Origin of the sequence: Pseudomonas sp. NPDC087814 (assembly GCF_044742865.1) — a bacterium.
Taxonomy (GTDB): Bacteria; Pseudomonadota; Gammaproteobacteria; order Pseudomonadales; family Pseudomonadaceae; genus Aquipseudomonas.
On sequence record NZ_JBIUVK010000021.1, the window covers coordinates 1 to 25,893 of the forward strand.

Consider the following 25,893-nt stretch of genomic DNA (forward strand, 5'->3'; position numbering starts at 1 on the left):
AGAGACGCTATCGGGGGCTAGGGTCTGCGCGTCCGTTCAACGGCAAGATTCTTAGGCAGGCGGCTATTCACTTCCACTGCAGAAAGAGGTGGGCAATTATGCAGATTGCCAAAAAAATTTCAACCTGCTTTTATGATTGTTTTCCCCGAAGGAGTACCCGATGGACTATCGACAGCTGGGCCGAACCGATCTGAACGTGAGCGCGATAGCCTTGGGCACCATGACCTGGGGCGAGCAGAACAGCGAGGCAGAGGCCTTCGCACAGATCGAACGGGCCAAGGCCGCGGGGATCAACTTCCTCGACACCGCGGAAATGTACCCGGTGCCGCCCAAGGCCGACACCTACGCCACCACCGAGCGCTACATCGGTAATTACTTCAAAAGCCGCGGCGACCGTGCCGACTGGATCCTCGCCAGCAAGATCGCCGGCCCCGGCAACACCATCGACTACATCCGCGATGGCAGCCTCAAGCACAACCGCAAGCACATCGCCGAAGCCCTGGACGCGAGCCTCAAGCGCCTGCAAACCGACTGGATCGACCTCTACCAGCTGCACTGGCCGGAACGCAGCACCAACTTTTTCGGCCAACTGGGCTACAAGCACAAGGCCGAAGAAGACCTGACGCCGCTGGAAGAAACCCTCGAAGCCCTGGATGAGCAGGTCAAGGCCGGCAAGATCCGCCACATCGGCCTGTCCAACGAAACCCCGTGGGGCACCATGAAGTTCCTGGCCCTGGCCGAAGCCCGTGGCTGGACCCGCGCGGTGTCGATCCAGAACCCCTACAACCTGCTCAACCGCAGCTTTGAAGTGGGCCTGGCGGAAATCGCCATCCGTGAACAGTGCGGTTTGCTGGCGTATTCACCGCTGGCGTTCGGCATGCTCAGCGGCAAGTACGAAGGTGGCGCACGCCCGGCCAAGGGCCGCCTGAGCCTCTATAGCCGCTTCAGCCGCTACTTCAACCCGCAGTCGGAAGCTGCATGCAGCCGTTATGTGGCACTGGCCCGTGAGCACGGCCTGGACCCGGCGCAGATGGCATTGGCGTTTGTAACCCAACAACCGTTCGTGACCAGCAACATCATTGGCGCCACGACCCTGGAGCAGCTGGACAGCAACATCGCCAGCGCCGACCTGAAACTGTCGGATGAGGTGCTGGCGGGGATTGAGGCGATCCAGAAGGATCATCCGAATCCTGCGCCTTGATTGATCTCTAGACCGCCTTCGCGAGCAAGCCCGCTCCCACATTCCACCGAGTTCCACCTTTGGAATGCAGTCGAATGTGGGAGCGGGCTTGCTCGCGAAGAGGCCCTCAAAAACACCAAGCATTCAAAGCGCCCGCGCAATAATCTCCTTCATGATCTCATTCGTCCCCGCATAAATCCGCTGCACCCGCGCATCTGCCCACGCCCGCGCAATCGGGTATTCCCACATAAACCCATACCCGCCGTGCAGTTGCACACAATCATCCAGCACCTTGCACTGCAGGTCCGTGGCCCAGTATTTGGCCATCGCTGCCGTGGGCACATCGAGCTTGCCTTCCAGGTGCAACTCCATGCACTTGTCGACAAACACCCGGCCGATCTGGGTTTCAGTGGCAATCTCCGCCAGTTTGAATCGGGTGTTCTGGAAGTCGATGATCGCCTTGCCGAACGCCTTGCGGTCCCGGGTGTATTCCAGCGTCCATTGCAACGCCGCCTCAGCTGACGACAGCGCACCAATCGCCACCGTCAAACGCTCCTGCGGCAACTCCTGCATCAGGTAGGCAAAGCCCATCCCCGCCTGGCCCAGCAGATTCTCCTTGGGCACCCGCACATCCTGGAAGAACAGCTCCGATGTATCCTGGGCCTTCATCCCGACCTTCTCCAGGCGCTTGCCCTTGTCGAAGCCCGGCGTGTTGGCCTCCACCAGAAACAGACTGGTGCCCTTGGCGCCGGCCTTGGGATCGGTCTTGGCCACGACGATCACCAGATCAGCCAGGAAGCCATTGGTGATGAACGTCTTGGAGCCGTTGATCACGTATTCATCGCCATCCAGCACCGCCGTAGTCTTGACCCCTTGCAGGTCGGACCCGGCCCCCGGCTCGGTCATGGCAATCGCCGTGACCATTTCCCCGGAGATCAGCTTGGGCAGGTACTTGTGCTTCAGCGCCTCACTGCCGTAATGCAGAATGTAGGGCGCAACAATGTCCGAATGCAGGGAGAAACCAATCCCGGTCAATCCCAGCCGGCTGATCTCCTCGATCACCACCGCGCTGTAGAGAAAGTCCGCCCCGAGGCCGCCGTACTCTTCCGGCAAATGCGAGCAGAGCATCCCCGCCTCCCCCGCCTTGTTCCACAGGTTGCGGTCGATGTAGCCCTGCTTTTCCCATTGCCCGTGGAACGGCGCCGCGTCTTTTTCGAGGAAGGTGCGCACGCTCTGGCGGAAGAGTTCGTGCTCCGAGCTGAACAAGGTTCTGGGAATCATGGGTCACCTGTGTGAATTGTCGGACAAGACCGGGATCACAGAGCCTAAGCCGCGAAGGCGTCACGGGACACTGGACACATGCGACAAAAAATAAGACGATCCAGCCGTCTGGTGACCACTTTCCCCTATAAGAATAAATGAAATTATGTCTAACCAAATCTCCACGCCCTTGCGGCGCGTCAGCATTTTGGCCATTGATCGGGTATTCGCTTCAACCCTCATGCAAGCCAAGGATTTCTTCCACCTCGCGAGCCTACGCTACGGCAGACAGCTGGGCCAGGGCCTCACTCCCGCCTTCGAAACCCGCCTGGTCAGCCCCGACGGGCAGTCGGTGCGCAGCTTCAGCGATGTGATCATGCCGGTGGACGGCGGCCTCGAAAACGCCGACATCATCGTGCTCCCGGCCTTCTGGGACGATTTCGACTCGTTGTGCCAACGCTACCCCCAAGTGCTGCCCTGGCTGCGCGAACAACACGCCCGTGGCGCGGTGCTGTGCGGCGAAGCCACCGGGGTGTTCTGGCTCGCCGAAGCCGGCCTGCTGGATGGCAAGGAAGCGACCACCTATTGGCGCTTCTTCAACGCTTTCACCGAACGCTTTCCCAAGGTGCAACTGAACCAGGACAAGCACCTGACCGACGCCGACAACCTGTACTGCGCCGGCGGCACCACTTCAGCCTGCGACCTCTACATCTACCTGATCGAACGCTTCTGCGGCGCCAACATCGCCCAGGCCGTGGCCCGCGACATCCTCTACGAAGTGCAACGCAGCTACGCCCCCGGGCGCATCGGTTTTGGCGGGCAGAAGCTGCACCAGGACGTGATCATCCTGCAGATCCAGCATTGGCTCGAAGAGCACTTCGCCGACAAGTTCCGCTTCGAAGACGTGGCCCGGGAACACGGCATGAGCATCCGCAACTTCATGCGCCGCTTCCAGACCGCCACCGGTGACAAGCCGCTGCACTACCTGCAACGGTTGCGCATCGAGACAGCCAAGGGCCTGCTGTCCGGCAGCCGCAAAAGCATCAAGACCATCAGTTACGAGGTGGGCTACGACGACGCGAGCTTCTTTGCGAGGCTGTTCCGCCAGCATACCGAGCTGTCGCCCAACCAGTATCGCCAGCAGTTCCAGCAGGCCGCGTAACCAAAGGGTATACACAGTAAAAATGTGGGAGCTGGCTTGCCTGCGATGGCGGCGTGCCAGGCACCAGAGGCATCAACCGACAGACCGCTATCGCGGGCAAGCCCGGCTCCCACAGTTGCTTTCTGTTGACCTGGAAATTTTGCATAAAAAAAGGCCCGCATCGCTGCGGGCCTTTTTCATTTCAAGCACATCGCTTACGGCTTGTGCGCCCGCGACAGGAACTCGTGGGACTGCATTTCCAGCAAGCGGCTCAAGGTGCGCTGGAATTCGAAGTTCAAGCGGCCGCCGGTGTAGAGGTCCTTGAGCTCGACTTCCGCCGAGATGATCAGCTTGACGTTGCGGTCGTAGAATTCGTCGACCATGTTGATAAAGCGCCGCGCGATGTCGTCGGTGGTGACGCTCATCTGCTCGACACCGCTCAGGATCACCGCGTGGAAGATCTTGCCCAGTTCGATGTAGTCGTTCTGGCTGCGAGGGCCGTCGCACAGTTCGCGGAATTCGAACCAGGCCACGTCATCGCAGGTGCGCAGTGCGATGATTTCGCGGTTTTCGATGATCAGCTTGTCGTTTTCAATCGCCTGGGTGCATTCCGGCGTCAGCGCGCGGAAGCTCTTGCGCAGGCTTTCCTGGGCCACTTCGTTGAGCGGGTAGTGGAACAGTTCGGCTTGTTCAAGGTGACGCAGGCGGTAGTCGACGCCGCTGTCGACGTTGACGATGTCGGTGTTCTGCTTGATCAGGGCGATGGCCGGCAGGAAACGCGCGCGTTGCAGGCCGTCCTTGTACAGGCCGTCGGGCACGATGTTCGAGGTGGCGACAAGGGTCACGCCGTTCTTGAACAACTCTTCCATCAGGGTGCCGAGGATCATCGCGTCGGTGATGTCGGACACGAAGAACTCATCGAAACAGATCACCCGGGCTTCTTCCGAGAAGCGCTTGGCGATGATGGTCAGCGGGTTCTTTTCGCCCGGCAGGGTCTTCATCTCTTCATGCACGCGCTTCATGAAGCGGTGGAAGTGGGTGCGGACCTTTTCCTTGAACGGCAGCGCTTCGAAGAAGGTGTCCACCAGGTAAGTCTTGCCCCGGCCAACACCACCCCAGAAATACAGGCCCTTGACCGGCGTATGGTCTTTCTTGCCAAACAGCTTGCTGAACATGCCCGGCTTGTTCTGCGAGGCCTGGACCAGATCGTCGTACAGGCGCTGCAAATGGCGCACCGCAGTTTCCTGGGCAGCGTCATGGAAGAATTCAGGGCGTTTCAGATCAGCTTGATATCGTTCTAGGGGCGTCATAATTCGTTAGCAAGGCAACAAAAACGGGCCGCCACTGTAACGACGGCCCTGAAGAATGGCAATCAACCCTTGGTCGGGTCAATCCTCGATTGGGGTCAACGCAACGCGCAAGGCTTCGATCGCCGCATCCCGCGAGGCGCTGTCGGCGAACGCCGGGCTATCGGCGACGACTTCACCGTCCAGCCACACGCTGAAGCTCGAGGCTTCACTGCGTACATCCAGCGCCTGACCCGATTGCAGCTGCTTGGTTACGGCGCCTGCGGTTTTACCGTCGGCAAAGTTGCGCGACAGCAGCAGTTGCTCGCCTTCGGCCGCCAGCAAACGGAAGCGGAAGCTGCCGTCGTCTTCGCGGAAGCTGACAAAGCGTGCGGCTTTCGCAGCTTTCTTCTTGGTGGTGGCAGCCACGGCGACCGGATTGACGAACGAGCGCAGGCCCACCGCTTCACGCAGTTCGGCCAGGAACGGTGCAGCCACGGCGCGGGCTTTGCGGGCGCCGACCAGCAGCAGGTCTTCCATGTCCGACGGGCGCGACATCAGTTGGTGATAACGCTCGCGCGCTTCACCCAACTGGCCGTCCAGCAGTTGGAACAGACGGTTCTTCGCCTCGCCCCAGCCCAGGCCTTGCAGCAGTTCACCGCGGAACTCTTCTTCCTGGGCCTTGGTGGCAAACGCTTGGTACAGGGTGAACAGGTGCGAATTGTCCGGATCCTTGGCTTCGCCCGGCGCGCGGGAGTCGGTGACGATCCGCGAGATCGCGTCCTTCATGTCCTTGGCGCTGGTGAACAACGGGATGGTGTTGTCGTAGCTCTTCGACATCTTGCGGCCATCCAGGCCCGGCAAGGTGGCGACGCTTTCTTCGATCAGCGCTTCGGGCATGGTGAAGAATTCTTTACCCTTGCCGAACAGGTGGTTGAAGCGCTGGCCGATGTCGCGGGCCATTTCCACGTGCTGGATCTGGTCACGACCGACCGGCACCTTGTGGGCGTTGAACATCAGGATGTCCGCGGCCATCAGCACCGGGTAGCTGTACAGGCCCATGGTGATCCCCGCATCCGGGTCTTCGCCGTTCTCCAGGTTCTTGTCCACCGAGGCCTTGTAGGCATGCGCCCGGTTGAGCAGGCCTTTGGCCGCCACGCAGGTCAGCAACCAGGTCAGCTCGGGGATTTCCGGGATATCGGACTGGCGGTAGAAGGTTACCCGGTTCACATCCAGGCCACCGGCCAGCCAGGTCGCGGCGATTTCCATGCGCGAGCGCTGGATGCGCTGCGGGTCATCGCACTTGATCAGGGCGTGGTAGTCGGCCAGGAAATAGAAGGAGTCGGCGTTGGCGTCCTGGCTGGCAAGGATCGCCGGGCGGATCGCGCCGGCGTAGTTGCCCAGGTGCGGCGTGCCGGTGGTGGTGATGCCGGTGAGGATGCGGGTACGGGTCGTCATGGGTGATCGCTTGTCATCAATTCGAAAGACGTGGCAGCACAAGATCCTTGAGATCGGTCAGCTTGCCATGAAAAAAGTGTCCGCATTCTGCCACTTTCAGCAGCTCATGGGGGCGATTCAGGGCCGCGGACCAGTCGTAGACGAGTTGCGGGTCGACCACTTCGTCGGTTTCCGGCTGGATCACGGTCAATGGGCAGCCTTGTGGCAACACGTCGTTATCCCGCAGGCGCATCACGGCCGCGGCCACCATGAACAGGTGCGCGAGTTTTTCGCCCTTGGCTTCCAGGCGGCCGCCGAGGGTGGCCGCGACAAACCCGCCGAAGGAAAAACCCAGCAGGGTGATCGGCAGGTCGGGATGCTTTTCACGCAACCAGGTGGCTGCCGCTTCGGCGTCGTCGACTTCACCGGTGCCCATATCGTGCGTACCGGCACTGGTGCCGACACCGCGATAATTGAAACGTAACGTGATCAAGCCGGCATCGCGCGCGGTGCGTTGCAGGGTCGATACGACTTTGTTGAGCATGGTGCCGCCCTGCACCGGGTTCGGGTGACAGATCAGCGCCAGGCCACGTGGCTCGGGGTGATCCAGATACAGGGCGTCCAGTTGGCCTACCGGGCCATCGATCAAAACGGGGGTTTCACGCATCAGCAAGGAAGGAACTCCGTGACCTCTCAAGGGGTCGACTCGTCTAGCTAAAAGTCTGTGCATGGCATCATTGCGAGCTTAATCGCGGTATACAGCGCAGGTCCGAGCCGTTAACGTAAAGCAAAGCCGTTTATAGAGGAAGGACTCGTGGAACACTCGCTCTTAGTTTGGTTGTTGCCGACTCTCGCCTTGGTTGCCGGTGTCGCCATTGGATTCCTGGTTGCCCGCCTGCTGCCGAATGCCGCGCCTAACCGCACGCAGCGTCAGCTGGATGACATTCAGGAACGTTTTGACAGTTATCAGAACGAGGTTGTTACCCACTTCAACAGCACCGCGACCCTGGTGAAAAAGCTCACTCAGAGCTATCAGGAAGTACAGGATCATCTCGCCGAGGGTGCCAACCGCCTGGCCCTGGACGACATCACCCGCCAGCGCCTGCTGGCCGCGCTGCATTCCGATGCACCGCACGCTCCACGGGAACGCCTGACCCCTCCGCGGGAAAATCAGGAACCGCCACGGGATTACGCGCCAAAAACGCCAAATGCCCCGGGGATGCTGGATGAGCATTACGGCTTGAAGAAGTAATAGCTTTTCAAGCGGCATGAAAAAGCCCGGCTGATCGATGATCAGCCGGGCTTTTTTGTTGGAATCAGGTCGACCAGACGACACTGATCCAATGTGGGAGCGGGCTTGCTCGCGAATGCGGTCTATCAGTCACCCTATGTATTAACTGACCCACCGTATTCGCGAGCAAGCCCGCTCCCACATTGACCGAGTCCGACTTCAGGACACTGGCTGTTCTTGTAGCTGCCCGTTCTCGATCCGCACGTGCCGCCCATGGAAACGCTTGAGGCTGCTGCGGTGCCCGACGCTGACGATGCTCAACCCCGGCAACTCATCGATCAACGCCTGATACAGCGCCGCCTCATCTTCCTCGTCCATCGCCGAGGTGGCCTCGTCCATGTACAGCCATTGCGGTTCAAACAACAACGCCCGCGCAAACGCCAGGCGCTGTTGCTCACCCGGCGACAGCATGCGCTGCCAGTGATTGGCTTCGTCCAAGCGTGGAATCAGATGCGCCAGGCGGCAGGTTTCCAGGACCTGTGCATAACGTTGCGCCGGGTACGCGCCCTCCTCCTGTGGATAACTCAACACACCCCGCAAGGTACCAATCGGCAGGTACGGCTTTTGCGGCAGGAACAGGTAACGCTCGGCCGGCAAGCGGATGTTGCCGTGGCCGTTTGGCCAGAGATTGCCCATGGCCCGCAGCAAGGTTGACTTGCCGCTGCCGGAACGCCCGCTGAGCATCAATCGCTCACCCTCGGCAACCGTCAGGTTGGCGCCATCCAGCAGGTGACGACCATCCGCCAGATCGAGGCTGAGGTTGCTCATCTGCAAATTGCCGCCCTGGCGTTGCAACTCGATGCCCGTGTTGCGGCCTTCGTTTTCTTCCATCGCCTCGCCAAAGCTCAGCAGACGATCACAGGTCGCACGCCAACTGGCCAACACGGTGTACGCGTCGACAAACCAGCTCAGGCTGCCCTGCACGCTGCCAAACGCGCTGGCCACTTGCATCAGCACGCCCAGCTCTATCTGGCCGGAAAAGTAACGCGGCGCTGCCACCACAAACGGGAAGATGATCGCGATCTGCGAGTAACCACTGGTGAAGAAGTTCAGGCGCTTCTTGAGCTGCATGATGCTCCAGAAGTTGCTCCACACCCGCCCGAAACGTGCACTCAGTTGTTGGTGTTCATTCGGCTCGCCATTGAACAGCGCGATGCTTTCGGCGTTCTCGCGCACCCGCACCAGGCTGAAACGCAAGTCGGCCTCGAAGCGTTGCTGGCGGTTGCTCAAGCCGATCAGTTTTCGACCAATCAAGTGGGTCAACCAACTGCCCAGCACGGCATATACCAGTGCCGCCCAGAACATATAGCCGGGAATCGTGATGCCCCAAACCTCGATACTGCCGGACACGCCCCACAGGATCACCGAGAACGACACCAGGCTCACCAGGTTACTGATAAACCCCAGGCCCAGGCTCAGGGTGCTGCTGGTAAAGGCGTTGAGGTCTTCGGAGATACGTTGGTCGGGGTTATCGGTGTAGCCGCCATATTCCAGGTGGTAGTAGTTCTTCTCGCTCAGCCACTTGGCGAAGTAGGTTTCAGTCAGCCAGCGCCGCCAGCGGATGGTGAGCATTTGCTGCAAATAGGAAGTGAACACCCCGGTGACGATCGCCACCACGGCGATCACGCTGAAATACATCAGCAGGTGGGTGAAGGCGTCGTAGTCCTTCTTTTCCAGGGCGTTATAGAAGTCGCGGTTCCAGCTGTTGAACCACACCGACACCGCCACACTGAACAGCGACAGCCCCAGCACCACCAGCAACAACAGCCAGGCCTTGAACTTCTCCTCACTGCGCCAGTAGGGGGTGATCAGCGCCCAGACTTTCCTTAAAAATTGCCCACGCACCGCGTCATTGACCGCGGAATACTCAGCGTTCTGATTCATTGTTCAGGCTCGGTAGGAAAAAAATAACAGGCGTTTGAACCGATCATAGACGATCGGTTCAGGGCTCCGTGCGGCCTGAAGCAGATTGTTCAGTCGCCGTTCAACGTCGAACCGGGCGTTTCTGCAACTTGCGCTGCAACGTTCGACGATGCATGCCCAGGGCGCGGGCCGTGGCGGAGATGTTGCCTTCGTGCTCGGTCAACACCCGCTGGATGTGTTCCCACTGCAGGCGGTCCACCGACATCGGGTTTTCCGGCACCAGGGTGTCGAGGTCAGCGTGCTCGGAGAGCAAGGCGGCCAGCACGTCGTCGGCATCTGCCGGCTTGCACAGGTAGTTGCAGGCGCCACGCTTGATCGCCTCGACGGCGGTGGCAATGCTGGAATAGCCGGTGAGGATCACCACGCGCATTTCCGGGTCCAGCTCCAGCAGCTTGGGCAGCAGCACCAGGCCGGAGTCGCCGTCCATTTTCAGGTCCAGGGCCGCGTATTCCGGCAGGTCGGCCGTGGCGATGGCCAGGCCTTCCTCGGCGGAACCTGCGGTGCTGACGCGAAAGCCACGACGGCTCATGGCGCGGGCCATCACGCGGGTAAAGGTGGCGTCGTCATCTACCAGCAGCAGGTGCGGCAGTTCTTCGCCTTCGACTTGGATCTCGTCACTCATCGATGTCTCCTCGTGCGACACGGGGCAGGCGCAGCTCGGTGAGCGTGCCGCCTTCCTCATGACTATAGAGTTTCACTGAGCCGCCCGCGCGGGTCACGCTGGCCTTGCTCAAAAACAGGCCCAGGCCGAAGCCTTTGCCCTTGGTGGTAAAGAAGGGCTTGCCGATCTGCTCGGCAATCGCCAGCGGCACACCGGCGCCGTGGTCGCGAATGCTGATGGTGAAGTCTTCCGCATCCCAGTCCAGGGTCACTTCCAACCCTTCCGGGCAGGCATCGGCGGCGTTGTTCAGCAGGTTCAGCAGCGCCTGGGTCAGGTCCGGCGGCGGCGCCATGCGCGGCACCGTGCCCTGGCCCAGCAGGTGGAACCGGTAACTGGCTTCGGGACGCATCAGGTGCCAGCGGTTCAGGGCTTCGTCCAGCCACTGGGTGACGTCTTGCATCTCCACCGCCAGGCGGCGATTGGCCTCGGCGGCGCGCACCAACTGCTGCAAGGTCAGCTTGCACTGCTTGACCTGTTCCTGCAGCACGCTCAGGTCGTCTTGCAGGGCCGGGTCGTGATGGTCCTGGGTCATTTCCTTGAGCAGTACGCTCATGGTCGCCAGCGGCGTCCCCAATTCGTGGGCCGCGCCGGCGGCCTGGGTGGCGACGGCCAGCAACTGCTGGTCCCGCAGGCCTTCTTCACGGCGAATGGCGCGCAGCTCTTCCTGGCGGCGCAGCTCTTCCGCCATTCGTGCGGCAAAAAAGGTGATGACCGCCGCCGACAGGGCAAAGCTCAGCCACATGCCGTAGATCTGCAGGTTTTCCCGGGCGATGGGGAAGGTCTGCAACGGGTAGAACTGTGCCAGCAGCAGGGTGTACAGGGTCAGGGCAATACCCGACAGCACCACCGAATAACGCCACGGCAAGGTCACCGCCGCGATGGTCAGTGGCACCAGGTAATAGGACACGAACGGGTTGGTGGAGCCGCCGGAGAAGTACAGCAACACGCTGTGGATAAACAGGTCGCAGGCCAGTTGCAGGGCGTATTCCAGCTCGGTCACAGGCCACGTGGTGCGCAGCCGGATGACGGTAAATACACACAGCACCGTGGAGAAGCCGAGGGTCACGGCCAACTGCAACCAGGGCAGCGGCAGCAGTTTGAACCAATAGGCGAGCCCCACCGAACCGGCCTGTGCGGCCAGCACCAGGGTGCGGATGAACGTCAGGCGCCAAAGGTTCTGGCGGGTGGCGGAAGTCAGTTTTACGGCGGCGAGCATGAGCTCTCCCGATGAGCGCTGCAGGCGGATCGCACGGAGTATAAACGAAGCGACAGCGCTGGCACGGCGTGTGTGGCTCTTTGACGCAGGGGGCAGGATCATGACCGTTCGTCGGCATCCGCCAACTTGTAGCGAATGTGTAAACCCGAAGAACTGAAACCTTGCGTCTACAGTCTTACCGAACACGAACATCTCAAGGAGCTTACATGTCTCGTTTCATTCGCAGTGCAGCCACCCTCACCCTCGGCGCCGCTACCCTCGCCAGCCTGCCGGCCATGGCCGCTGACGAACTGCATTACAACCAGATTTCCCTGCGTGCCGAAGTCAGCCAGGAAGTGGCGCGCGACCAGATGATCGTCACCCTGTACACCGAGTCGCAGAACACCGACCCGGCCAAGCTTGCCGCCGAAATCACCACCACCATGAACAAGGCGCTGGCCCAGGCCCGCGAAGTCAAAGGCGTGACCCTGCGCCAGGGTAGCCGCAACAGCTACCCGATCTACGACAACAAGAACCAGAAAATCACCGGCTGGCGTGAACGCGCTGAGCTGCGCATGGAAAGTGCCGACTTCGCCGCCCTGTCCAAGCTCACCGGCGACATGCTGACCAACCTGAAAATGGACAGCATGGACTTCGCCATCGCCAACCCGACCCGCAAGGCCAGCGAAGATGCCCTGCTTAAAGAAGCGGTCACCGCATTCAAGGCCCGTGCCCAACTGGCCACCGATGCGCTGGGCGGCAAGGGCTACAAGATCGTCAACCTGAACTTCAACACCAACGGTTATCCACAGCCGTATGCACGTGGCGGGATGATGATGAAAGCCGCAGCGATGGATTCGGCACCGACGCCGGAAGTCGAAGCCGGCACCAGCCAGGTCAACATGACCGCAGATGGCGTGATCGAAGTCCAGATGCCTTGATCGAGCGGTACCCCAGTTGCAATGACGCTGCCCACGGGCAGCGTTTTTTTTTGCCTGCGCACTTCATTCAAGAAGTATCAGCGGTAATAACCGGATATCAGCTTAAGAAAATACTCAATGGCTGAGAGTGTTCTGGTCCACACACCTTGAAGCGCACCGGCGATAAATCTTTTCAGCTTATAACCCGCGTAATGGCGAACTACATCTTCCCCATCAAAGAACGGAACACGCCTACACGCTGAACCACCTATGGCGGACATCACATCATTCCTGCACACCATGCACATCAGGATTTGTCATATGACCACCATAGGTTCCATCGCGGCAAACAACGGCTTCTTCCTTGATACCCCCTCCTCGGCAGGTATTGCCGAAGAACAGGGAAAACCCCGCCAAGGTACGGATACTTCACGGCAGACATATTCGCCAGGGCAGCCCGTAAAGGCAGCCGATCGGGCCACCGACACTCCCGCATCACGACCCCGCCGTCACACTCACGACGTGTTGATCCCGGGATTGCCATACAACAAGACAGTCGAAAACTACATTCGCAGTGCAACGACAGGGTTCGAGACGCCCCTGGAAAGCACCGCCAACCTTATCAAGGCCGAAATCAAGAAAAAGTGGGGCGAGGACGTTGATCCGGACAACACGTTTATTACTACCTTCAACTACGACCCGACACGGGGAAGGCCTCCTCGCAATGCAAAGGTACTGAACCGGATAACCTTGACCCAGGCGGCCCTGCAAGATGTGCAGAAAAAAAACAACACCGATGAACACCAGACGCCCGAGGAAAAAACACGCACGACCCTGCATACCTGGCTGGAACGGCTACTGACGTTTTCGCCGCTGGGCCAGGCGGGGCTTGCCATTGACTCTGCCGTCAATGCCCAGCAGACCTATGAGTTTATATACCGCGCCTCCCCGCCCGGCCAGCGCCAGCAATACAACGAGTCGATGCGGATCAAAAAGACCCCGGAGCAATTCAGGGAATTGGTGTGGAACACCGAACGCGCCGCGCCGTATAAAACATTCCTGGATACGTTCTGGCCCAGCCACGAAAGCAAATACACGGCATTGACCAAGGCCTCCTTCGTTGCCGCCATCCTGCTCCAGGAAAAGACCGGCAGCCTGAGCCCAAGCGACAAGGAACTGGCGCTACGCGCAGCGAACTTGACCACCGATAAAGACTGGTCGAACCTCCGCGTCGAGGACCTGAAAGCCTCTGCCGCCCAGGACCCAGGCCTGGAAATGGGTCTGCTCAGCATCAACGGTTTTCAATCTTCGGACCTGCTGTACATCACCGACAAAAACCCCAAGGTCACCGATGACGGCAAGATCATCAGCCCCACGCTTTTGTATATTCCCGGCAACTCGTCGCCTATTCATCGCTTTGACAGCCAGGCCCAGATGAAAAACTGGCTGGCTGAGCAAGCTGCCGACCCCACCAAGCGCGAAGCCCTTTCAACCCATTTCACGCTGCGTGACCAGGCCGACCGGACGTTCTCCGACGGCGTGAACCAGACACTGACCGGGCTGGGTGGCTGGCACCGCAAAGACGCGCCGGATGCCGATGTGTTGGAGCGCCTGAATGAATTCAACCCGCAGACTTTCATCACCACCGAACCCCTCGCCCAGGACCCATTCGAGGCCATTACTGCCCGCCAGAAAGATCGCTCGTACAAGGATGCCGAGACCCAAATCGTCACCGACAGCGACGTGACCAAAGCCAACATCCTCAAAGGCCTGGAAACCGCCACCAAGGTCGCGATGCTGATGACGCCGCTGGCACTGGTGATGCCCGAAGTCGCCGTGGCCCTCGAGGTGTTCTACGTCGCCTCCGGCGTAGCGGAGGCCGGTATCGGCATCGATGACGTCAAGCACGGCAAGAAAGGCGGGGCCGACCATATCGTGTTCGGAGTGCTCAATGCGCTGCCGACGGTGGCTTCGGGCGCAACTTCACTGGTGGAGAAAGGGATAGAGAGGGCCTCGAAAGCCCTTGAGTCCTCCACCCGCATCGCCCTCACGCGCGAAGTCGAGCCGGGAGCTGCAGGGGCAAGCGTGCTGGTACCTGAGGGCCTGTCCGCAGACCAGACCTTCCTGATCAAGCGTGCAACCCATACCGATGTAGTGGTCGGGGATGACGTTTACCGCTACGACCCCGCACAACCGGACGCCTTGACCAAGATGGGGCCTACCGAGCATGCCGAGCCGCTGGAGGATTTTGAAGCCGTTTGTGCGCCGGTTGGGCGCCGCGTAAAGCGCAACATTGACAGCTTGTGCTACACAAAAATGATCGAGGACGCCGATACATCGGTCGCTCAAGACGCCCAGGCACTTGAGCATCGGCGTCTCTTGCCGGGCGCCCCAACGCAGGAAGGCGCGCGGACCGTGGTGCATGAGCACAGGCTGTATAGAGTGAGCGACACATCCAGCCAGGAGCTGATGTCGGTGCCCGGGCACACGCCGGTTACCTACCGCAACCAAACCAGCGGGGTGGTGCTCAATGAGCCGGACTTCGGCTATGAAGATATCGGTCAACCACGGGCGCTCAACCAGGAAACCGTGGTTGTAAAGCTGGACCAGATCAGTGATCTCAGTGATGACCAGCGCGTCCTGAGGGGCATAAAAATACCCTACGCAGGAATAGATTATGTGGTGGTCGAGGGCGATACCGGCATTTACTACGTGGCCGAATACGACGGTTCGAACCCTGCGCTCAACTTTCAACGCATCGCCGCAAACACCGATCCGGCCAGCCGGGACATCATCAGGCTGCATGACGAGTACAAGGACCTCTATCGTGACATTTCCGGAAAAACCCACAATAACGATCTGGTGATACTGCCCTCCCTGGACTCACTGGCAAAAAAACTGAGCCTTGAATACAACTTCACACCCGATCAAGCCACCCAACTGGACCGAGTCCTGGCCGGACTGTCCGATGAAAAGAAACGTGAAGTTCTACTGGCAGTCTATGCCTGGGACAAGAAGGTAGAGGTGGCCGCCAAGACCATACAACTTGAGCCCCTTCAAAAGCCTCACTATTTCGGGCAGCTCACGGTCAACGAGCAAAACAAGGCCTACGCCCGTTGGGGCAAGAGAACGGTGGAGGAACAGTTCCAGACAACCGGTATACGGTCGGCCAACCAGAAAACCCTGGCCGATGCCGGTAACAGTCTGCGCAGCGACGTGGCCAATGAAATAGTGACCTGGCTATACACTCGAACCGGCGCGCCCAACTACTCGGAGGTCATCCTGAAAACGGGGGCCGGCAATTGCGACCAGATGGCCAGGGTCGCCACCGATACCGTTAACGCCAGTGGCGGCTTTGCCCGCATTGCACAAGTGCAGGGACACACCTTCAGCGTGGTCGGCGGCCCCGCAAGTCAGCCTAACCTCTTGACCGCTGGATTTGCCGAGCCCGAATGGGCTGATGCGTGGATAGTGGACCCATGGGCCGGTATCACTTGTCCGGCCAACGAGTACCACGGCCAATTCGCACAACGCATGCAGGAATGGAGCGACGAGGGCCGGCAAATCCTGATCGGAGATGGTGGTACGCCGCCTCGGCACGTCTGGAGCGATCCTATGGACCCGCGGTGGATACAGTCCACCGTTTATGGCGGCGCACAGGTGTTTTAAGGCGATCGCCGCGACGCAGGCGCTTATCTCAACCTGGGTAACCCGAACGGCGGCAACCGTGGTGACCGCCGTTCTCGTTCGCGTAGCGTTTACCTGCCATTTCAGGGAGCAGGACTGCAATGCCGCTGCCTTCGGGCAGCATTTTTTTTGCCTGGCACTTAATTCAAGAAGTTTCAGCGGTAATAACCGGTTACCAGCTTCAGAAAATGCTTAATCGCCGGGCGTCTGCTGGTCCGGACACATTGAAGTGCGTTGGTGATAAATCTTTTCAACTTATAACCCGTGCAATGGACAACTACATCCTCACCCTCAACGAGCGGAACACGCCTGGACGCTGCACCACTCATGGCGTAGATCACCGTACTCCTCATCCACAGTTTATGGCGGCGCAGATGCGTGCAATCAACATCCAGCCAGGTAATCTGAAATGACAAGCTCAGTTCAACTTAACATTGTCCATTACCCAAAAACACCGCTACCCGGTACGACTCAAGAACAACGTACCGAGGCGCTGGAACGGATACCGCCAACGCCATTGAAGAGTACCGATATTTATGAAACGGACAACGTTGGCACTGCCGCCAGGAACGAGTCTGATATCTACAAGGCAACCATTTACGGACCCGACTTTGTTCACGCTCCAGGCGATGGGTATATCTACAATGAGCGAGAGGCTCATATCGATGCCTATGCCAATCGTGTAAAGACGCAGATCGAAAATATAGAAAGTGGCACTGAAGGCGAACGAAACGTCAAGTTCCAGAACGTGCGCCTGTTCATGGACCCCGCAGGATACTTCAGTGGGGGTTTATTGGCAGCCGGGTTCGACCCGCATGAAAAGTTCACGGTAACGTTCAATACCTATGTCGGTATGGGCACAGCACAAAATCTCTCTGATACCCAGACACACACTTATTTCGCATGGGAAATTGCAGCGGGTGCTCTAGCGCACGACAGACCCGCACGTGGTGGGGTTTTAAATTTTCCTGAAATGGAAATAGAAAAAAAAGACCGGACAAAAATCAATGATTTGGAAGCGTTCGGCCGACAACTTCAAGCTCGCTGGGAGAAAGACATAGCCGCGCCGATGCGCGAGGGCTCCGGAACAATAGCAGAGCGATCGGGAAAAGCAGACGCCTATGTAACACGGGGCACGTTGCTGAGCCTTCGTAGTGACACGGAAAATTTCGCAAGGTTAAGCCCTGCCGGCCAGGAAGCGGTGAATCGCACGCTGGACAAGAATGGGCAAGTGATTATCCCCAATATTTACGGCTACCCCATGAGCGGGTATGCCTTTATCCCCTACACGCCTTACGATGGCAATCCCGCCAATCGCCCCAATCAGGGAGTCATGATCGACTTGAAGAACGGCGCTGTCCGCGAGATAAAAGGCGATGAAGAATTTGCGAACTGGGCCAAAGACAATCGTGATGAATTGATGCGCCGTTTCAATACCGGTGATATGCAAGGGGGACACAATGCCCACTGGCCACCGGCCGGGGCGGTGCTCGACAGCCTCATCCAGGATAATCGGTCGCGATATCCGGGGTACGAACACTGGTACAAAGATAAATCCGTGCCGGTACGAGAGCTATTCAACTACACCGAATCGCGAAAAGCAGGTTATGGGCTGCAATTTGGCGATCTGAACAAAGGTATCGCCCCCCACTATCAGGAGCAGAACGCCAACAATGCGGTGTGGGCCGACCAGACGGATGTGTTTGGTGCCTCGCAGCAAGCCTGGAAGTCGGTGAAAGACACCTGGGGCAAAACCTTTGGTAATCTGCCCATTGTTGGCAATATAGGCAATATCGTGTTTGGCGTGCATGACAGCCTCTATGGCAAGACCGCAGGCGAGCGCACAGGGGGAACTGCTGCGGCCGTCATCTCAAGCCTGATGCTGGCACACGAAGTTGCACCCGGTTTGGTCGAGGCGAGCCTGGGTGAAACTCCGATTACGTTCAACTCCACCGTTACTGAAGACTACCGCTGGAACTATAATTCGCAGAAGAGCGAATTTGAGCTGACACGCGTTTCGAAAGTATCCGGCGATAGTCATCCGGACCCGTCTTTAAATGAAATTGAGTCGAGTGGACCAGAGGCCCCCCCGGCATCTATCAACGTAGACGGCGTCGAACTGCCGCCCCTGAAAACGGTTAAAAATCTGCCGGTCGGCGAAGCCCTTTTTTCTACTGCTGAAAAAACCAGTATTCTCAGTGGAGAAATAGATAGCCTGAACACTATCAACGATAAACTTTACACGTTCGTGGATGTGAACAAACAAGGTTCGGCCCAGCGATTGAACATACTGGTACACGGTAAAGTCGATGAGACTACCGGGGTCGCAAAAGTTTCTTATGATGGAAAGCTCAATAGTCCGGAAGAATTGCTGGATACGCTTCACAGCAAAGGGATCCATCCGGAAGAGTTCGACAACGTGCGCCTGCTGTCATGTGACTCCGCAACCGGTGGGGATGCTTCGTTTGCCGCTCAATTCCAAAAGTTGATTGGCCGCCCTGTCAAAGGTTATAGCGGTACCTTGACCGCCAACCTGTCCCCGGAACAAGTAAAAGCAGCCATTGATAAAGTAGAACACCTCTACCTGGAGAACTTATCCGCACAAAAAATCCCGATCACCGACAACGTCCGTACCGCAGTAAGAGCTCAGGCTGAACAGTATGTCAGCGAAGAAATGGCGCGAATCAAGAAATTCAAGCCGTCAAAGAACAACCCGTACTGGAATCCGTTCAAGTGGTGGGCGTTCACTTATAAACCCGAACACTTTCCGGCCAAATCGTAGCGACCTGGAATAGCCGAATCCCGGAGACACTGGGGCCTCGCATGCTTATCTCTACCTGAGTGACAAGAACGGCGGTAACCTCGGTGACTGCCGTTTTCGTTCGGGCACTATTTGCCTGCCACTTCAGGGGTCTCCATGGAAAGAATCACCTTAAAACCGCTGCTCCTTGCTGCCGGCCTGCTGGCATTCATGCCCATGGCCCAGGCAGCCGGCACCCTGGTCTACTGCTCCGAAGCCAGCCCCGCCGGCTTCGACCCCAGCCAGTACACCAGCGGCACCGATTTCGATGCCTCCGCCGAAACCGTGTTCAACCGCCTGACCCAGTTCAAGCGTGGCGGCACTGAAGTCGAACCCGGCCTGGCAACCAATTGGGACGTGTCCAAAGACGGCCTGATGTATACCTTCCACCTGCGCGATGGCGTCAAGTTCCACACCACCGACTATTTCACCCCGACCCGTGATTTCAACGCCGACGACGTGCTCTTCACCTTCCAGCGCCTGCTGGATCCCGAGACCCCGTTCCGCAAGGCCTATCCATCGGAGTCGCCCTACTTCACCGACATGGGCTTGAACACCACGATCAAGAGCGTCGAAAAACTCGACGAGCACACCGTGCGCTTCAACCTGAACAACGTTGACGCCTCCTTCGTGCAGAACCTGGCCATGAGCTTCGCCTCGGTGCAGTCCGCCGAATATGCCGCGCAGTTGCTCAAGGAAGGCAAGGCCGCGGACATCAATCAGAAGCCGGTGGGCACCGGGCCATTTGTGTTCAAGCGTTACCAGAAGGATTCGCAGATTCGCTACAGCGCCAATAAACAGTATTGGAAGCCCGAAGATGTGAAGCTCGACAACCTGGTGTTCTCGATCACCCCGGACGCCGCCGTGCGCCTGCAAAAGCTCAAGGCCGGCGAGTGCCAGGTCAGCGGTTACCCGCGCCCTTCCGACATCGAAGTGATGAAGCAAGACCCCAACCTGCGGGTTCTTCAGCAAGCCGGCTTCAACCTGGGCTTTCTCGCCTACAACGTGACCCACCCGCCCCTGGACCAGCTCAAGGTGCGCCAGGCGCTGGACATGGCCATCGACAAGCCGGCAATTATCAAGGCGGTGTACCAGAGCGCCGGACAATTGGCGCAGAACGCCCTGCCTCCGGCCCAGTGGTCTTATGACCCGACAATCAAGGACGCGCCCTACGATCCGGCCAAGGCGCGGGCGCTACTAAAAGAAGCAGGGGTTGCACCAGGTACCACCCTCAACCTGTGGGCGATGACCGTACAACGCGCGTCGAATCCCAATGCCCGGATGTCGGCGCAGATGATCCAGCAGGATTGGGAAAAGATTGGCATCAAGGCCAATATCGTCAGCTATGAGTGGGGCGAGTACATCAAACGCGCCAAAGCCGGCGAGCACGACGTGATGATCTACGGCTGGACCGGCGACAACGGCGACCCGGATAATTGGCTGGGCGTGCTCTACAGTTGTGCCGCGGTGAAGGGCAGCAACTATGCAAAATGGTGTAACCCGGCCTACGACAAACTGGTGCAGCAGGCCAAGGTCAGCAGCGACCGCGAGCAGCGCATCAAGTGGTATCAACAGGCACAAAAAATCCTTAAGGAACAAGTACCTATAACGCCTATCGCAAACTCGACGGTTTTCCAGCCCCTGCGAAAGGAAGTACAGGACTTCAAGATCAGTCCTTTTGGACTCACTCCCTTCTACGGCGTCAGTCTGAATAAGTAACAGCCGCGCCCCAACCGAGTGCGCCAGACGCCTCGGTTGGGCATTCCTGGTGCGGCCCTCGCACCGAAAAAAGCCCTCAAAAGTGCGTAAATGTGTCTGAACTTACACATATGCGACATTCGTGTACGTTCGTACCACTGTTTAGCCGTTGTAGGCTCTCAACATCTTGCATTGGGTATGGGCCCTGCATAAGTATCCGCAGGTCGACTCACGAGGTCGCCCTCACTACCAAAAATGACAACAAATCATGAGGCCAACATGCTTAAACACGCAGTCATTCCGTTATTAGTCAGCGCCGGTTTAATGGCTGCTGCACCTTTCGCCCAAGCGGCGAGCAACCTGGTGTTCTGCTCCGAAGGGAGCCCGGCCGGTTTTGATCCAGGCCAGTACACCACCGGAACAGACTTCGATGCTTCGGCCGAAACCATGTTCAACCGTCTGACCCAGTTCGAGCGCGGCGGCACCGCTGTTGTTCCTGGGCTCGCCACGACCTGGGACGTTTCCCCGGATGGCCTGACGTACACCTTCCACCTGCGTGAAGGCGTCAAGTTCCACACCACCCCGTACTTCAAGCCAACTCGTGAATTCACGGCTGACGACGTACTGTTCACCTTCAACCGGATGATCAATAAAGACGATCCGTTCCGTAAAGCCTACCCGACCGAGTTCCCGTACTTCACGGACATGGGTATGGACACCAACATCAAGAACATCGAGAAAGTCGATGACCACACCGTCAAGTTCACCCTTGGCACCGTGGACGCCGCCTTCATCCAGAACCTGGCAATGAGCTTCGCCTCCATCCAGTCGGCTGAATACGCCGCCCAGCTGTTGAAGGAAGGCAAGGCACAGGACATCAACCAGAAGCCAATCGGCACTGGTCCGTTCGTGTTCAAGAGCTACCAGAAAGACTCCAACATCCGTTACACCGGCAACAAGGATTACTGGAAACCTGAAGACGTGAAGATCGACAACCTGATCTTCGCCATCACTACCGACCCGTCGGTGCGTATCCAGAAGCTGAAGAAAAACGAATGCCAGGTGACCCTGTTCCCACGTCCGGCCGACCTCAAGGCGCTGGGTGAAGACAAGGACCTGAAACTGCCGCACCAGGCCGGTTTCAACCTGGGCTACATCGCCTACAACGTAATGCCGGTCCTCAAGGGCCAGACCGCGCCTAACCCGCTGTCCGACCTGCGCGTGCGTGAGGCCCTGGACATGTCGGTGAACAAGCAGCAGATCATCGACTCGGTGTACCAGGGCGCAGGCCAACTGGCGGTCAACGCCATGCCGCCAACCCAGTGGTCCTATGACACCACCATCAAGGATGCGCCGTTTGATGTGACCAAAGCCAAGGCTTTGCTCAAGGAAGCCGGCGTCAAGGAAGGCACCGAGATCACCCTGTGGGCGATGCCGGTCCAGCGTCCGTACAACCCGAACGCCAAGCTGATGGCCGAGATGCTGCAGAACGACTGGAAACAGATCGGCCTGAAAGTGAACATCGTCAGCTATGAGTGGGGCGAGTACATCAAGCGTTCCAAAGGCGGCGAGAACCAAGCCATGATCATTGGCTGGAGCGGCGACAATGGTGACCCGGACAACTGGCTGAACGTGCTGTTCGGCTGCGATTCCCTGGCCGGCAACAACTTCTCCAAGTGGTGCGACAAGAAATTCGACGGCATCGTGAAAGAAGCCAAGGCGACTTCCGACGTAGCCAAACGCACCGAGCTGTACAAGCAGGCGCAACATATCCTCAAAGATGCAGTCCCGATGACACCTATCGCGCACTCGACGGTGTATCAACCCATGCGCAACAACGTGCAGGACTTCAAGATCAGCCCATTTGGCTTGAACTCCTTCTACGGCGTGAGCGTAAGCGGCAAGTAAGGATCTCTGGCGGCGACGTTTCATAACGTCGCCGTTATTGCATCCGCCAAGACCGTAGGAAACAGACCACCTCCGCACACGCTGCCGTCCTACGGCAGCTAACTGCGAATCGCGGCTCCGTTACCTACAAGGTCTGTCAGATTCGTTGCATTTACTGCCCGGCTCCCGACCCATAACGTCGTGGTACGGCAGACGCATCGTCTCTGTAGGGCAACTGCCGTTGTGGGATCAGTGTTGTCGCAAGGTCAAGAATGACCTTGCGATTGCTCACTGACGAAAACAACAAACAAGGATCGGGATTGTTATGCGCCATACCACCGTTCTATCCGCGATATTTGGCACCAGCCTGCTGGCTGTGGCCTCGATGGGCCAGGCTGCCGAGAAAAAGAGCCTGGTGTTTTGCTCCGAAGGCAGCCCGGCGGGCTTCGACACCGCGCAATACACGACGGCCACCGATAACGACGCCGCCGAGCCTATCTACAACCGCTTGGCCGAGTTTGAAAAAGGCGCGACCAATGTCGTACCGGGCCTGGCAACCCGTTGGGATATTTCCGAAGACGGCCTGACCTATACCTTCCACCTGCGTGAAGGGGTGAAATTCCACGGCAACAAGGACTTCAAGCCGACGCGCGACTTCAACGCCGACGACGTGCTGTTCACCTTCAATCGCATGCTTGACCCCGAACACCCGTTCCGCAAGGCCTACCCCACCGAGTTTCCGTACTTCAACGGGATGAGCCTGAACAAGAATATCGCCAAGGTCGAGAAAACCGACCCGCACACCGTGGTGATGACCCTGAACACGGTCGACGCCGCGTTTATCCAGAACATCGCCATGAGCTTCGCCTCGATCCTGTCGGCCGAATACGCCGACCATTTGCTCAAGGTCGGCAAGCCCAGCGACATCAACCAGAAGCCGATCGGCACCGGGCCGTTCGTGTTCCAGCGCTACCAGAAAGACTCGCAGATTCGCTACACCGGCAACAAACAGTACTGGGACCCGAGCCGCGTGAAGCTCGACCAGCTGATTTTTGCGATCAACACCGACGCCTCGGTACGGGTGCAAAAGCTCAAGGCCGGCGAATGCCAGATCACCCTGCACCCGCGCCCGGCCGACGTCGAAGCCCTGAAGGCCGACCCGAACCTGCAACTGCTGACCAAGCCGGGTTTCAACCTGGGCTACATCGCCTATAACGTGCGGCACAAGCCCTTCGACCAGCTCGAAGTGCGCCAGGCCCTGGACATGGCGGTGAACAAGCAGAGCATCCTCAACGCCGTGTACCAGGGCGCGGGGCAACTGGCGGTCAACGCCATGCCGCCGACCCAGTGGTCTTACGACGACACCATCAAGGACGCCGCCTACAACCCGGAAAAAGCCAAGGAATTGCTCAAGGCTGCCGGCGTGAAGGAAGGCACCGAGATCACCCTGTGGGCGATGCCGGTACAACGGCCGTACAACCCCAACGCCAAGCTGATGGCCGAAATGCTGCAAAGCGATTGGGCAAAGATTGGCCTCAAGGTCAAGATCGTCAGCTATGAATGGGGCGAGTACATCAAGCGCACCAAGAATGGCGAGCATGACATCAGCCTGATCGGCTGGACCGGCGACAACGGTGACCCGGACAACTGGCTGGGCACCCTCTACAGCTGCGACGCCATCGGCGGGAACAACTACTCCATGTGGTGTGACCCGGCGTACGACAAGCTGATCAAGCAAGCCAAGGTCGTCACCGACCGCGAACAAAGGACTGTCCTATACAAACAGGCGCAGCAACTGCTCAAGCAGCAGGTGCCGATCACGCCAGTCGCCCACTCGACGGTCAACCAGCCGTTAAGCGCCAAAGTCGAAGGTTTCAAAGTGAGCCCCTTCGGCCGCAACGTGTTCTCGGGCGTCAGCATCAACCCATAAAAAGATAACCGGATTGCGCAGGGCGAGCATTCGCCTTGCTGCAAACGTGCAGCCTTATTTCGGGTTTTACCCACGGGCAAACGTTTGCAAAGGCTTGAACGAGTTACACACCCAATAGCCGGTTCACCTAAAAAGACCGGCATTAAAAAGAGAACCAAAGGAGCTTCACCCATGAAACTGAGCAGCACCGCGCTACTGGCCCTGGCCATCAGCAGCATCACGGCTAACGCCTACGCTGATCCTGCAAGCCAGGACTTCGTTCCAACCACACTGGCCGGCACCAGCGCCCAAAGCGAGGCCAAAGGCTTTATCGATGGCGCAAGCCTGGGCGGTACAACCCGTAACTGGTTCTCCAACGAACAACGCTTCCGTGGCAGCAAGTTCACTTACCAGAAGCACGGCGAAGCCCGTACTGACAACTACCGTACCAACTGGGTGCAAGGCACCATCCTCAACGCTACCTCGGGTTTCACCCAAGGCACCGTTGGCGTGAGCACTGAAGTGGCTGTCTACAACGCTCTGGTCCTGGACCGCAGCAAGCGCGACATCAAGGGCGGCTCCAACCGTACCCTGGCCGACTCCGACGGCGACGCTGTAGACCAGTGGAGCAAACTGGGCCTGGCCAACGTCAAGTTCCGTGTCTCGAACACCACCTTGACCGCCGGTCGCCAGAACTTCAGCAGCGGCATCATCGACACCATCGGTAACCGTGCGCTGCCTTCGAGCTTCGAAGGTGTGAGCTTCAACAGCGAAGAGTTCAGCAACCTGTCCTTCCAGGGCGGCGTGTTCGACCGCGTTTCGCCACGGACCGAGCAGAGCCTGTCGAAATTCCGTACTGAATACGGCAATGGTCGCCAGGAAACCGACAAGGTCAACACCCTGGGCGTCAACTACCAGCCGTTCAAGAGCCTGAAGACCAGCCTGTTCGCCGCTAACGTGGAAGACTTCTGGAACCAGTACTACTTCGGTGCTACCCACGAACTGGGTGACAGCCAGACCCTGTCCCTGACCACGGGCCTGAACTACTACAAGACCGTCGACGAAGGCAAAAAGTTGATGGGCAAGATCGACAACGACACCTACTCGCTGTCGTTCGGCCTGACCCACCAGGCTCACAGCCTGACCTTCTCCTACCAGGCAGTGAACGGCGACGAGTACTTCGACTACCTGCACGAAACCAACGGCATCTACCTGGCCAACTCCCTGACGTCCGACTTCAACGGTCCGAACGAGAAGTCCTTCCAGATCGCCTACGGCATCAACATGGCCGAATACGGCGTGCCGGGCCTGAAGTTCAACATCTACTCGGCACGTGGCTGGGGTATCGACGGTACTCACTACACCGGCGACGGCGGCCGCGCTGGCTTTGCCTACAACGGCATTCAGGCCCAGGACGGCGAGAAGCACCAGGAATACGGTGTAGGCGCGGCTTACGCGATCCAGAGCGGCGCACTCAAGGCCACCACCATTCGTGGTACCTACGTGACTCACCGTGCCAGCGCCAACCAGGCTGACGGCAACCTGCGTGAGTTCCGCCTGGTGACCACCATCCCGTTCAACATTCTTTAATCAGCGCCAGGTCGGCGGCGGGCTCAGG

At 58.6% G+C, this 25,893-nt stretch carries 18 protein-coding genes; 11 read left to right on the top strand and 7 right to left on the bottom strand.

Features of this window, described 5'->3' with window-relative positions:
- Positions 1-160: 160 nt before the first annotated feature.
- Positions 161-1,201, top strand: a complete 1,041-nt coding sequence (locus tag ACIOMR_RS17155) for an NADP(H)-dependent aldo-keto reductase (RefSeq protein WP_008437253.1) — start codon at positions 161-163, stop codon at positions 1,199-1,201.
- A 123-nt stretch (positions 1,202-1,324) separates the two neighbouring features.
- On the opposite strand, the gene ACIOMR_RS17160 is transcribed toward ACIOMR_RS17155, so the two are convergent.
- Positions 1,325-2,461 (bottom strand): acyl-CoA dehydrogenase family protein, encoded by a 1,137-nt coding sequence (locus ACIOMR_RS17160; RefSeq protein WP_401195406.1) that lies wholly within the window; start codon positions 2,459-2,461, stop codon positions 1,325-1,327.
- A 220-nt stretch (positions 2,462-2,681) separates the two neighbouring features.
- Between ACIOMR_RS17160 and ACIOMR_RS17165 the strand changes: the two genes are divergently transcribed.
- A complete protein-coding gene (locus ACIOMR_RS17165; protein WP_177036248.1) occupies positions 2,682-3,602 on the top strand; it encodes a GlxA family transcriptional regulator in 921 nt (306 codons plus the stop codon).
- 194 nt (positions 3,603-3,796) lie between these two features.
- Here the strand turns inward: ACIOMR_RS17165 and zapE are convergent, their stop codons facing one another.
- The 3 genes from zapE to ACIOMR_RS17180 form a co-directional block, all read right to left on the bottom strand.
- Positions 3,797-4,891 (bottom strand): cell division protein ZapE, encoded by a 1,095-nt coding sequence (gene zapE / locus ACIOMR_RS17170; RefSeq protein WP_003216025.1) that lies wholly within the window; start codon positions 4,889-4,891, stop codon positions 3,797-3,799.
- A 78-nt stretch (positions 4,892-4,969) separates the two neighbouring features.
- Complete coding sequence (locus tag ACIOMR_RS17175) at positions 4,970-6,325, bottom strand: tryptophan--tRNA ligase (protein ID WP_401195409.1); 1,356 nt, start codon at positions 6,323-6,325, stop codon at positions 4,970-4,972.
- A 16-nt stretch (positions 6,326-6,341) separates the two neighbouring features.
- Positions 6,342-6,971, bottom strand: a complete 630-nt coding sequence (locus ACIOMR_RS17180; RefSeq protein ID WP_102604577.1) for an alpha/beta hydrolase — start codon at positions 6,969-6,971, stop codon at positions 6,342-6,344.
- Between the two features lie 147 nt (positions 6,972-7,118).
- Between ACIOMR_RS17180 and ACIOMR_RS17185 the strand changes: the two genes are divergently transcribed.
- Positions 7,119-7,556, top strand: a complete 438-nt coding sequence (locus ACIOMR_RS17185) for a YhcB family protein (RefSeq protein WP_003216019.1) — start codon at positions 7,119-7,121, stop codon at positions 7,554-7,556.
- A gap of 198 nt (positions 7,557-7,754) precedes the next feature.
- Here the strand turns inward: ACIOMR_RS17185 and ACIOMR_RS17190 are convergent, their stop codons facing one another.
- The 3 genes from ACIOMR_RS17190 to ACIOMR_RS17200 form a co-directional block, all read right to left on the bottom strand.
- A complete protein-coding gene (locus ACIOMR_RS17190; protein WP_177080090.1) occupies positions 7,755-9,479 on the bottom strand; it encodes an ABC transporter ATP-binding protein/permease in 1,725 nt (574 codons plus the stop codon).
- Between the two features lie 100 nt (positions 9,480-9,579).
- Positions 9,580-10,140, bottom strand: a complete 561-nt coding sequence (locus ACIOMR_RS17195) for a response regulator transcription factor (protein ID WP_003216016.1) — start codon at positions 10,138-10,140, stop codon at positions 9,580-9,582.
- Positions 10,133-11,395, bottom strand: a complete 1,263-nt coding sequence (locus ACIOMR_RS17200; protein ID WP_003216013.1) for an ATP-binding protein — start codon at positions 11,393-11,395, stop codon at positions 10,133-10,135. Before ACIOMR_RS17200 ends, ACIOMR_RS17195 begins: the two co-directional genes overlap by 8 nt.
- Before the next feature lie 206 nt (positions 11,396-11,601).
- Between ACIOMR_RS17200 and ACIOMR_RS17205 the strand changes: the two genes are divergently transcribed.
- From ACIOMR_RS17205 to ACIOMR_RS17240, 8 genes are all read left to right on the top strand, one after another.
- Positions 11,602-12,315 (top strand): SIMPL domain-containing protein, encoded by a 714-nt coding sequence (locus ACIOMR_RS17205; RefSeq protein WP_003216012.1) that lies wholly within the window; start codon positions 11,602-11,604, stop codon positions 12,313-12,315.
- Positions 12,316-12,615: 300 nt separating this feature from the next.
- A complete protein-coding gene (locus ACIOMR_RS17210; protein WP_023659189.1) occupies positions 12,616-15,963 on the top strand; it encodes a dermonecrotic toxin domain-containing protein in 3,348 nt (1,115 codons plus the stop codon).
- Positions 15,964-16,082: 119 nt separating this feature from the next.
- Positions 16,083-16,394 (top strand): hypothetical protein, encoded by a 312-nt coding sequence (locus ACIOMR_RS17215; RefSeq protein ID WP_134327322.1) that lies wholly within the window; start codon positions 16,083-16,085, stop codon positions 16,392-16,394.
- Positions 16,391-18,763: a hypothetical protein gene (locus ACIOMR_RS17220; RefSeq protein WP_218645432.1), complete on the top strand. Its 2,373-nt coding sequence runs from the start codon at positions 16,391-16,393 to the stop codon at positions 18,761-18,763. The genes ACIOMR_RS17215 and ACIOMR_RS17220 overlap by 4 nt, the downstream gene beginning before the upstream one ends.
- Positions 18,764-18,898: 135 nt before the next feature.
- Positions 18,899-20,500, top strand: coding sequence for an ABC transporter substrate-binding protein (locus tag ACIOMR_RS17225; RefSeq protein WP_008437261.1), 1,602 nt, complete (start codon positions 18,899-18,901; stop codon positions 20,498-20,500).
- A 258-nt stretch (positions 20,501-20,758) separates the two neighbouring features.
- Positions 20,759-22,387 carry an ABC transporter substrate-binding protein gene (locus tag ACIOMR_RS17230; protein ID WP_003216000.1) on the top strand — a complete coding sequence of 543 codons (1,629 nt, stop codon included), beginning with the start codon at positions 20,759-20,761 and terminating at the stop codon, positions 22,385-22,387.
- A gap of 364 nt (positions 22,388-22,751) precedes the next feature.
- Positions 22,752-24,296, top strand: coding sequence for an ABC transporter substrate-binding protein (locus tag ACIOMR_RS17235; RefSeq protein WP_371135981.1), 1,545 nt, complete (start codon positions 22,752-22,754; stop codon positions 24,294-24,296).
- 171 nt (positions 24,297-24,467) lie between these two features.
- Entirely contained in the window at positions 24,468-25,865 is a 1,398-nt protein-coding gene (locus ACIOMR_RS17240; RefSeq protein WP_401195418.1) for an OprD family porin, read from the top strand.
- Positions 25,866-25,893: the final 28 nt, after the last annotated feature.

Coding starts and splice junctions, on each gene's coding strand:
- ACIOMR_RS17155 (WP_008437253.1), top strand. CDS start 161: ATGGACTATCGACAGCTGGGCCGAACCGATCTGAACGTGAGCGCGATA.
- ACIOMR_RS17160 (WP_401195406.1), bottom strand. CDS start 2,461: ATGATTCCCAGAACCTTGTTCAGCTCGGAGCACGAACTCTTCCGCCAG.
- ACIOMR_RS17165 (WP_177036248.1), top strand. CDS start 2,682: ATGCAAGCCAAGGATTTCTTCCACCTCGCGAGCCTACGCTACGGCAGA.
- zapE (WP_003216025.1), bottom strand. CDS start 4,891: ATGACGCCCCTAGAACGATATCAAGCTGATCTGAAACGCCCTGAATTC.
- ACIOMR_RS17175 (WP_401195409.1), bottom strand. CDS start 6,325: ATGACGACCCGTACCCGCATCCTCACCGGCATCACCACCACCGGCACG.
- ACIOMR_RS17180 (WP_102604577.1), bottom strand. CDS start 6,971: ATGCGTGAAACCCCCGTTTTGATCGATGGCCCGGTAGGCCAACTGGAC.
- ACIOMR_RS17190 (WP_177080090.1), bottom strand. CDS start 9,479: ATGAATCAGAACGCTGAGTATTCCGCGGTCAATGACGCGGTGCGTGGG.
- ACIOMR_RS17195 (WP_003216016.1), bottom strand. CDS start 10,140: ATGAGTGACGAGATCCAAGTCGAAGGCGAAGAACTGCCGCACCTGCTG.
- ACIOMR_RS17200 (WP_003216013.1), bottom strand. CDS start 11,395: ATGCTCGCCGCCGTAAAACTGACTTCCGCCACCCGCCAGAACCTTTGG.
- ACIOMR_RS17205 (WP_003216012.1), top strand. CDS start 11,602: ATGTCTCGTTTCATTCGCAGTGCAGCCACCCTCACCCTCGGCGCCGCT.
- ACIOMR_RS17210 (WP_023659189.1), top strand. CDS start 12,616: ATGACCACCATAGGTTCCATCGCGGCAAACAACGGCTTCTTCCTTGAT.
- ACIOMR_RS17215 (WP_134327322.1), top strand. CDS start 16,083: ATGCCGCTGCCTTCGGGCAGCATTTTTTTTGCCTGGCACTTAATTCAA.
- ACIOMR_RS17220 (WP_218645432.1), top strand. CDS start 16,391: ATGACAAGCTCAGTTCAACTTAACATTGTCCATTACCCAAAAACACCG.
- ACIOMR_RS17225 (WP_008437261.1), top strand. CDS start 18,899: ATGGAAAGAATCACCTTAAAACCGCTGCTCCTTGCTGCCGGCCTGCTG.
- ACIOMR_RS17230 (WP_003216000.1), top strand. CDS start 20,759: ATGCTTAAACACGCAGTCATTCCGTTATTAGTCAGCGCCGGTTTAATG.
- ACIOMR_RS17235 (WP_371135981.1), top strand. CDS start 22,752: ATGGGCCAGGCTGCCGAGAAAAAGAGCCTGGTGTTTTGCTCCGAAGGC.
- ACIOMR_RS17240 (WP_401195418.1), top strand. CDS start 24,468: ATGAAACTGAGCAGCACCGCGCTACTGGCCCTGGCCATCAGCAGCATC.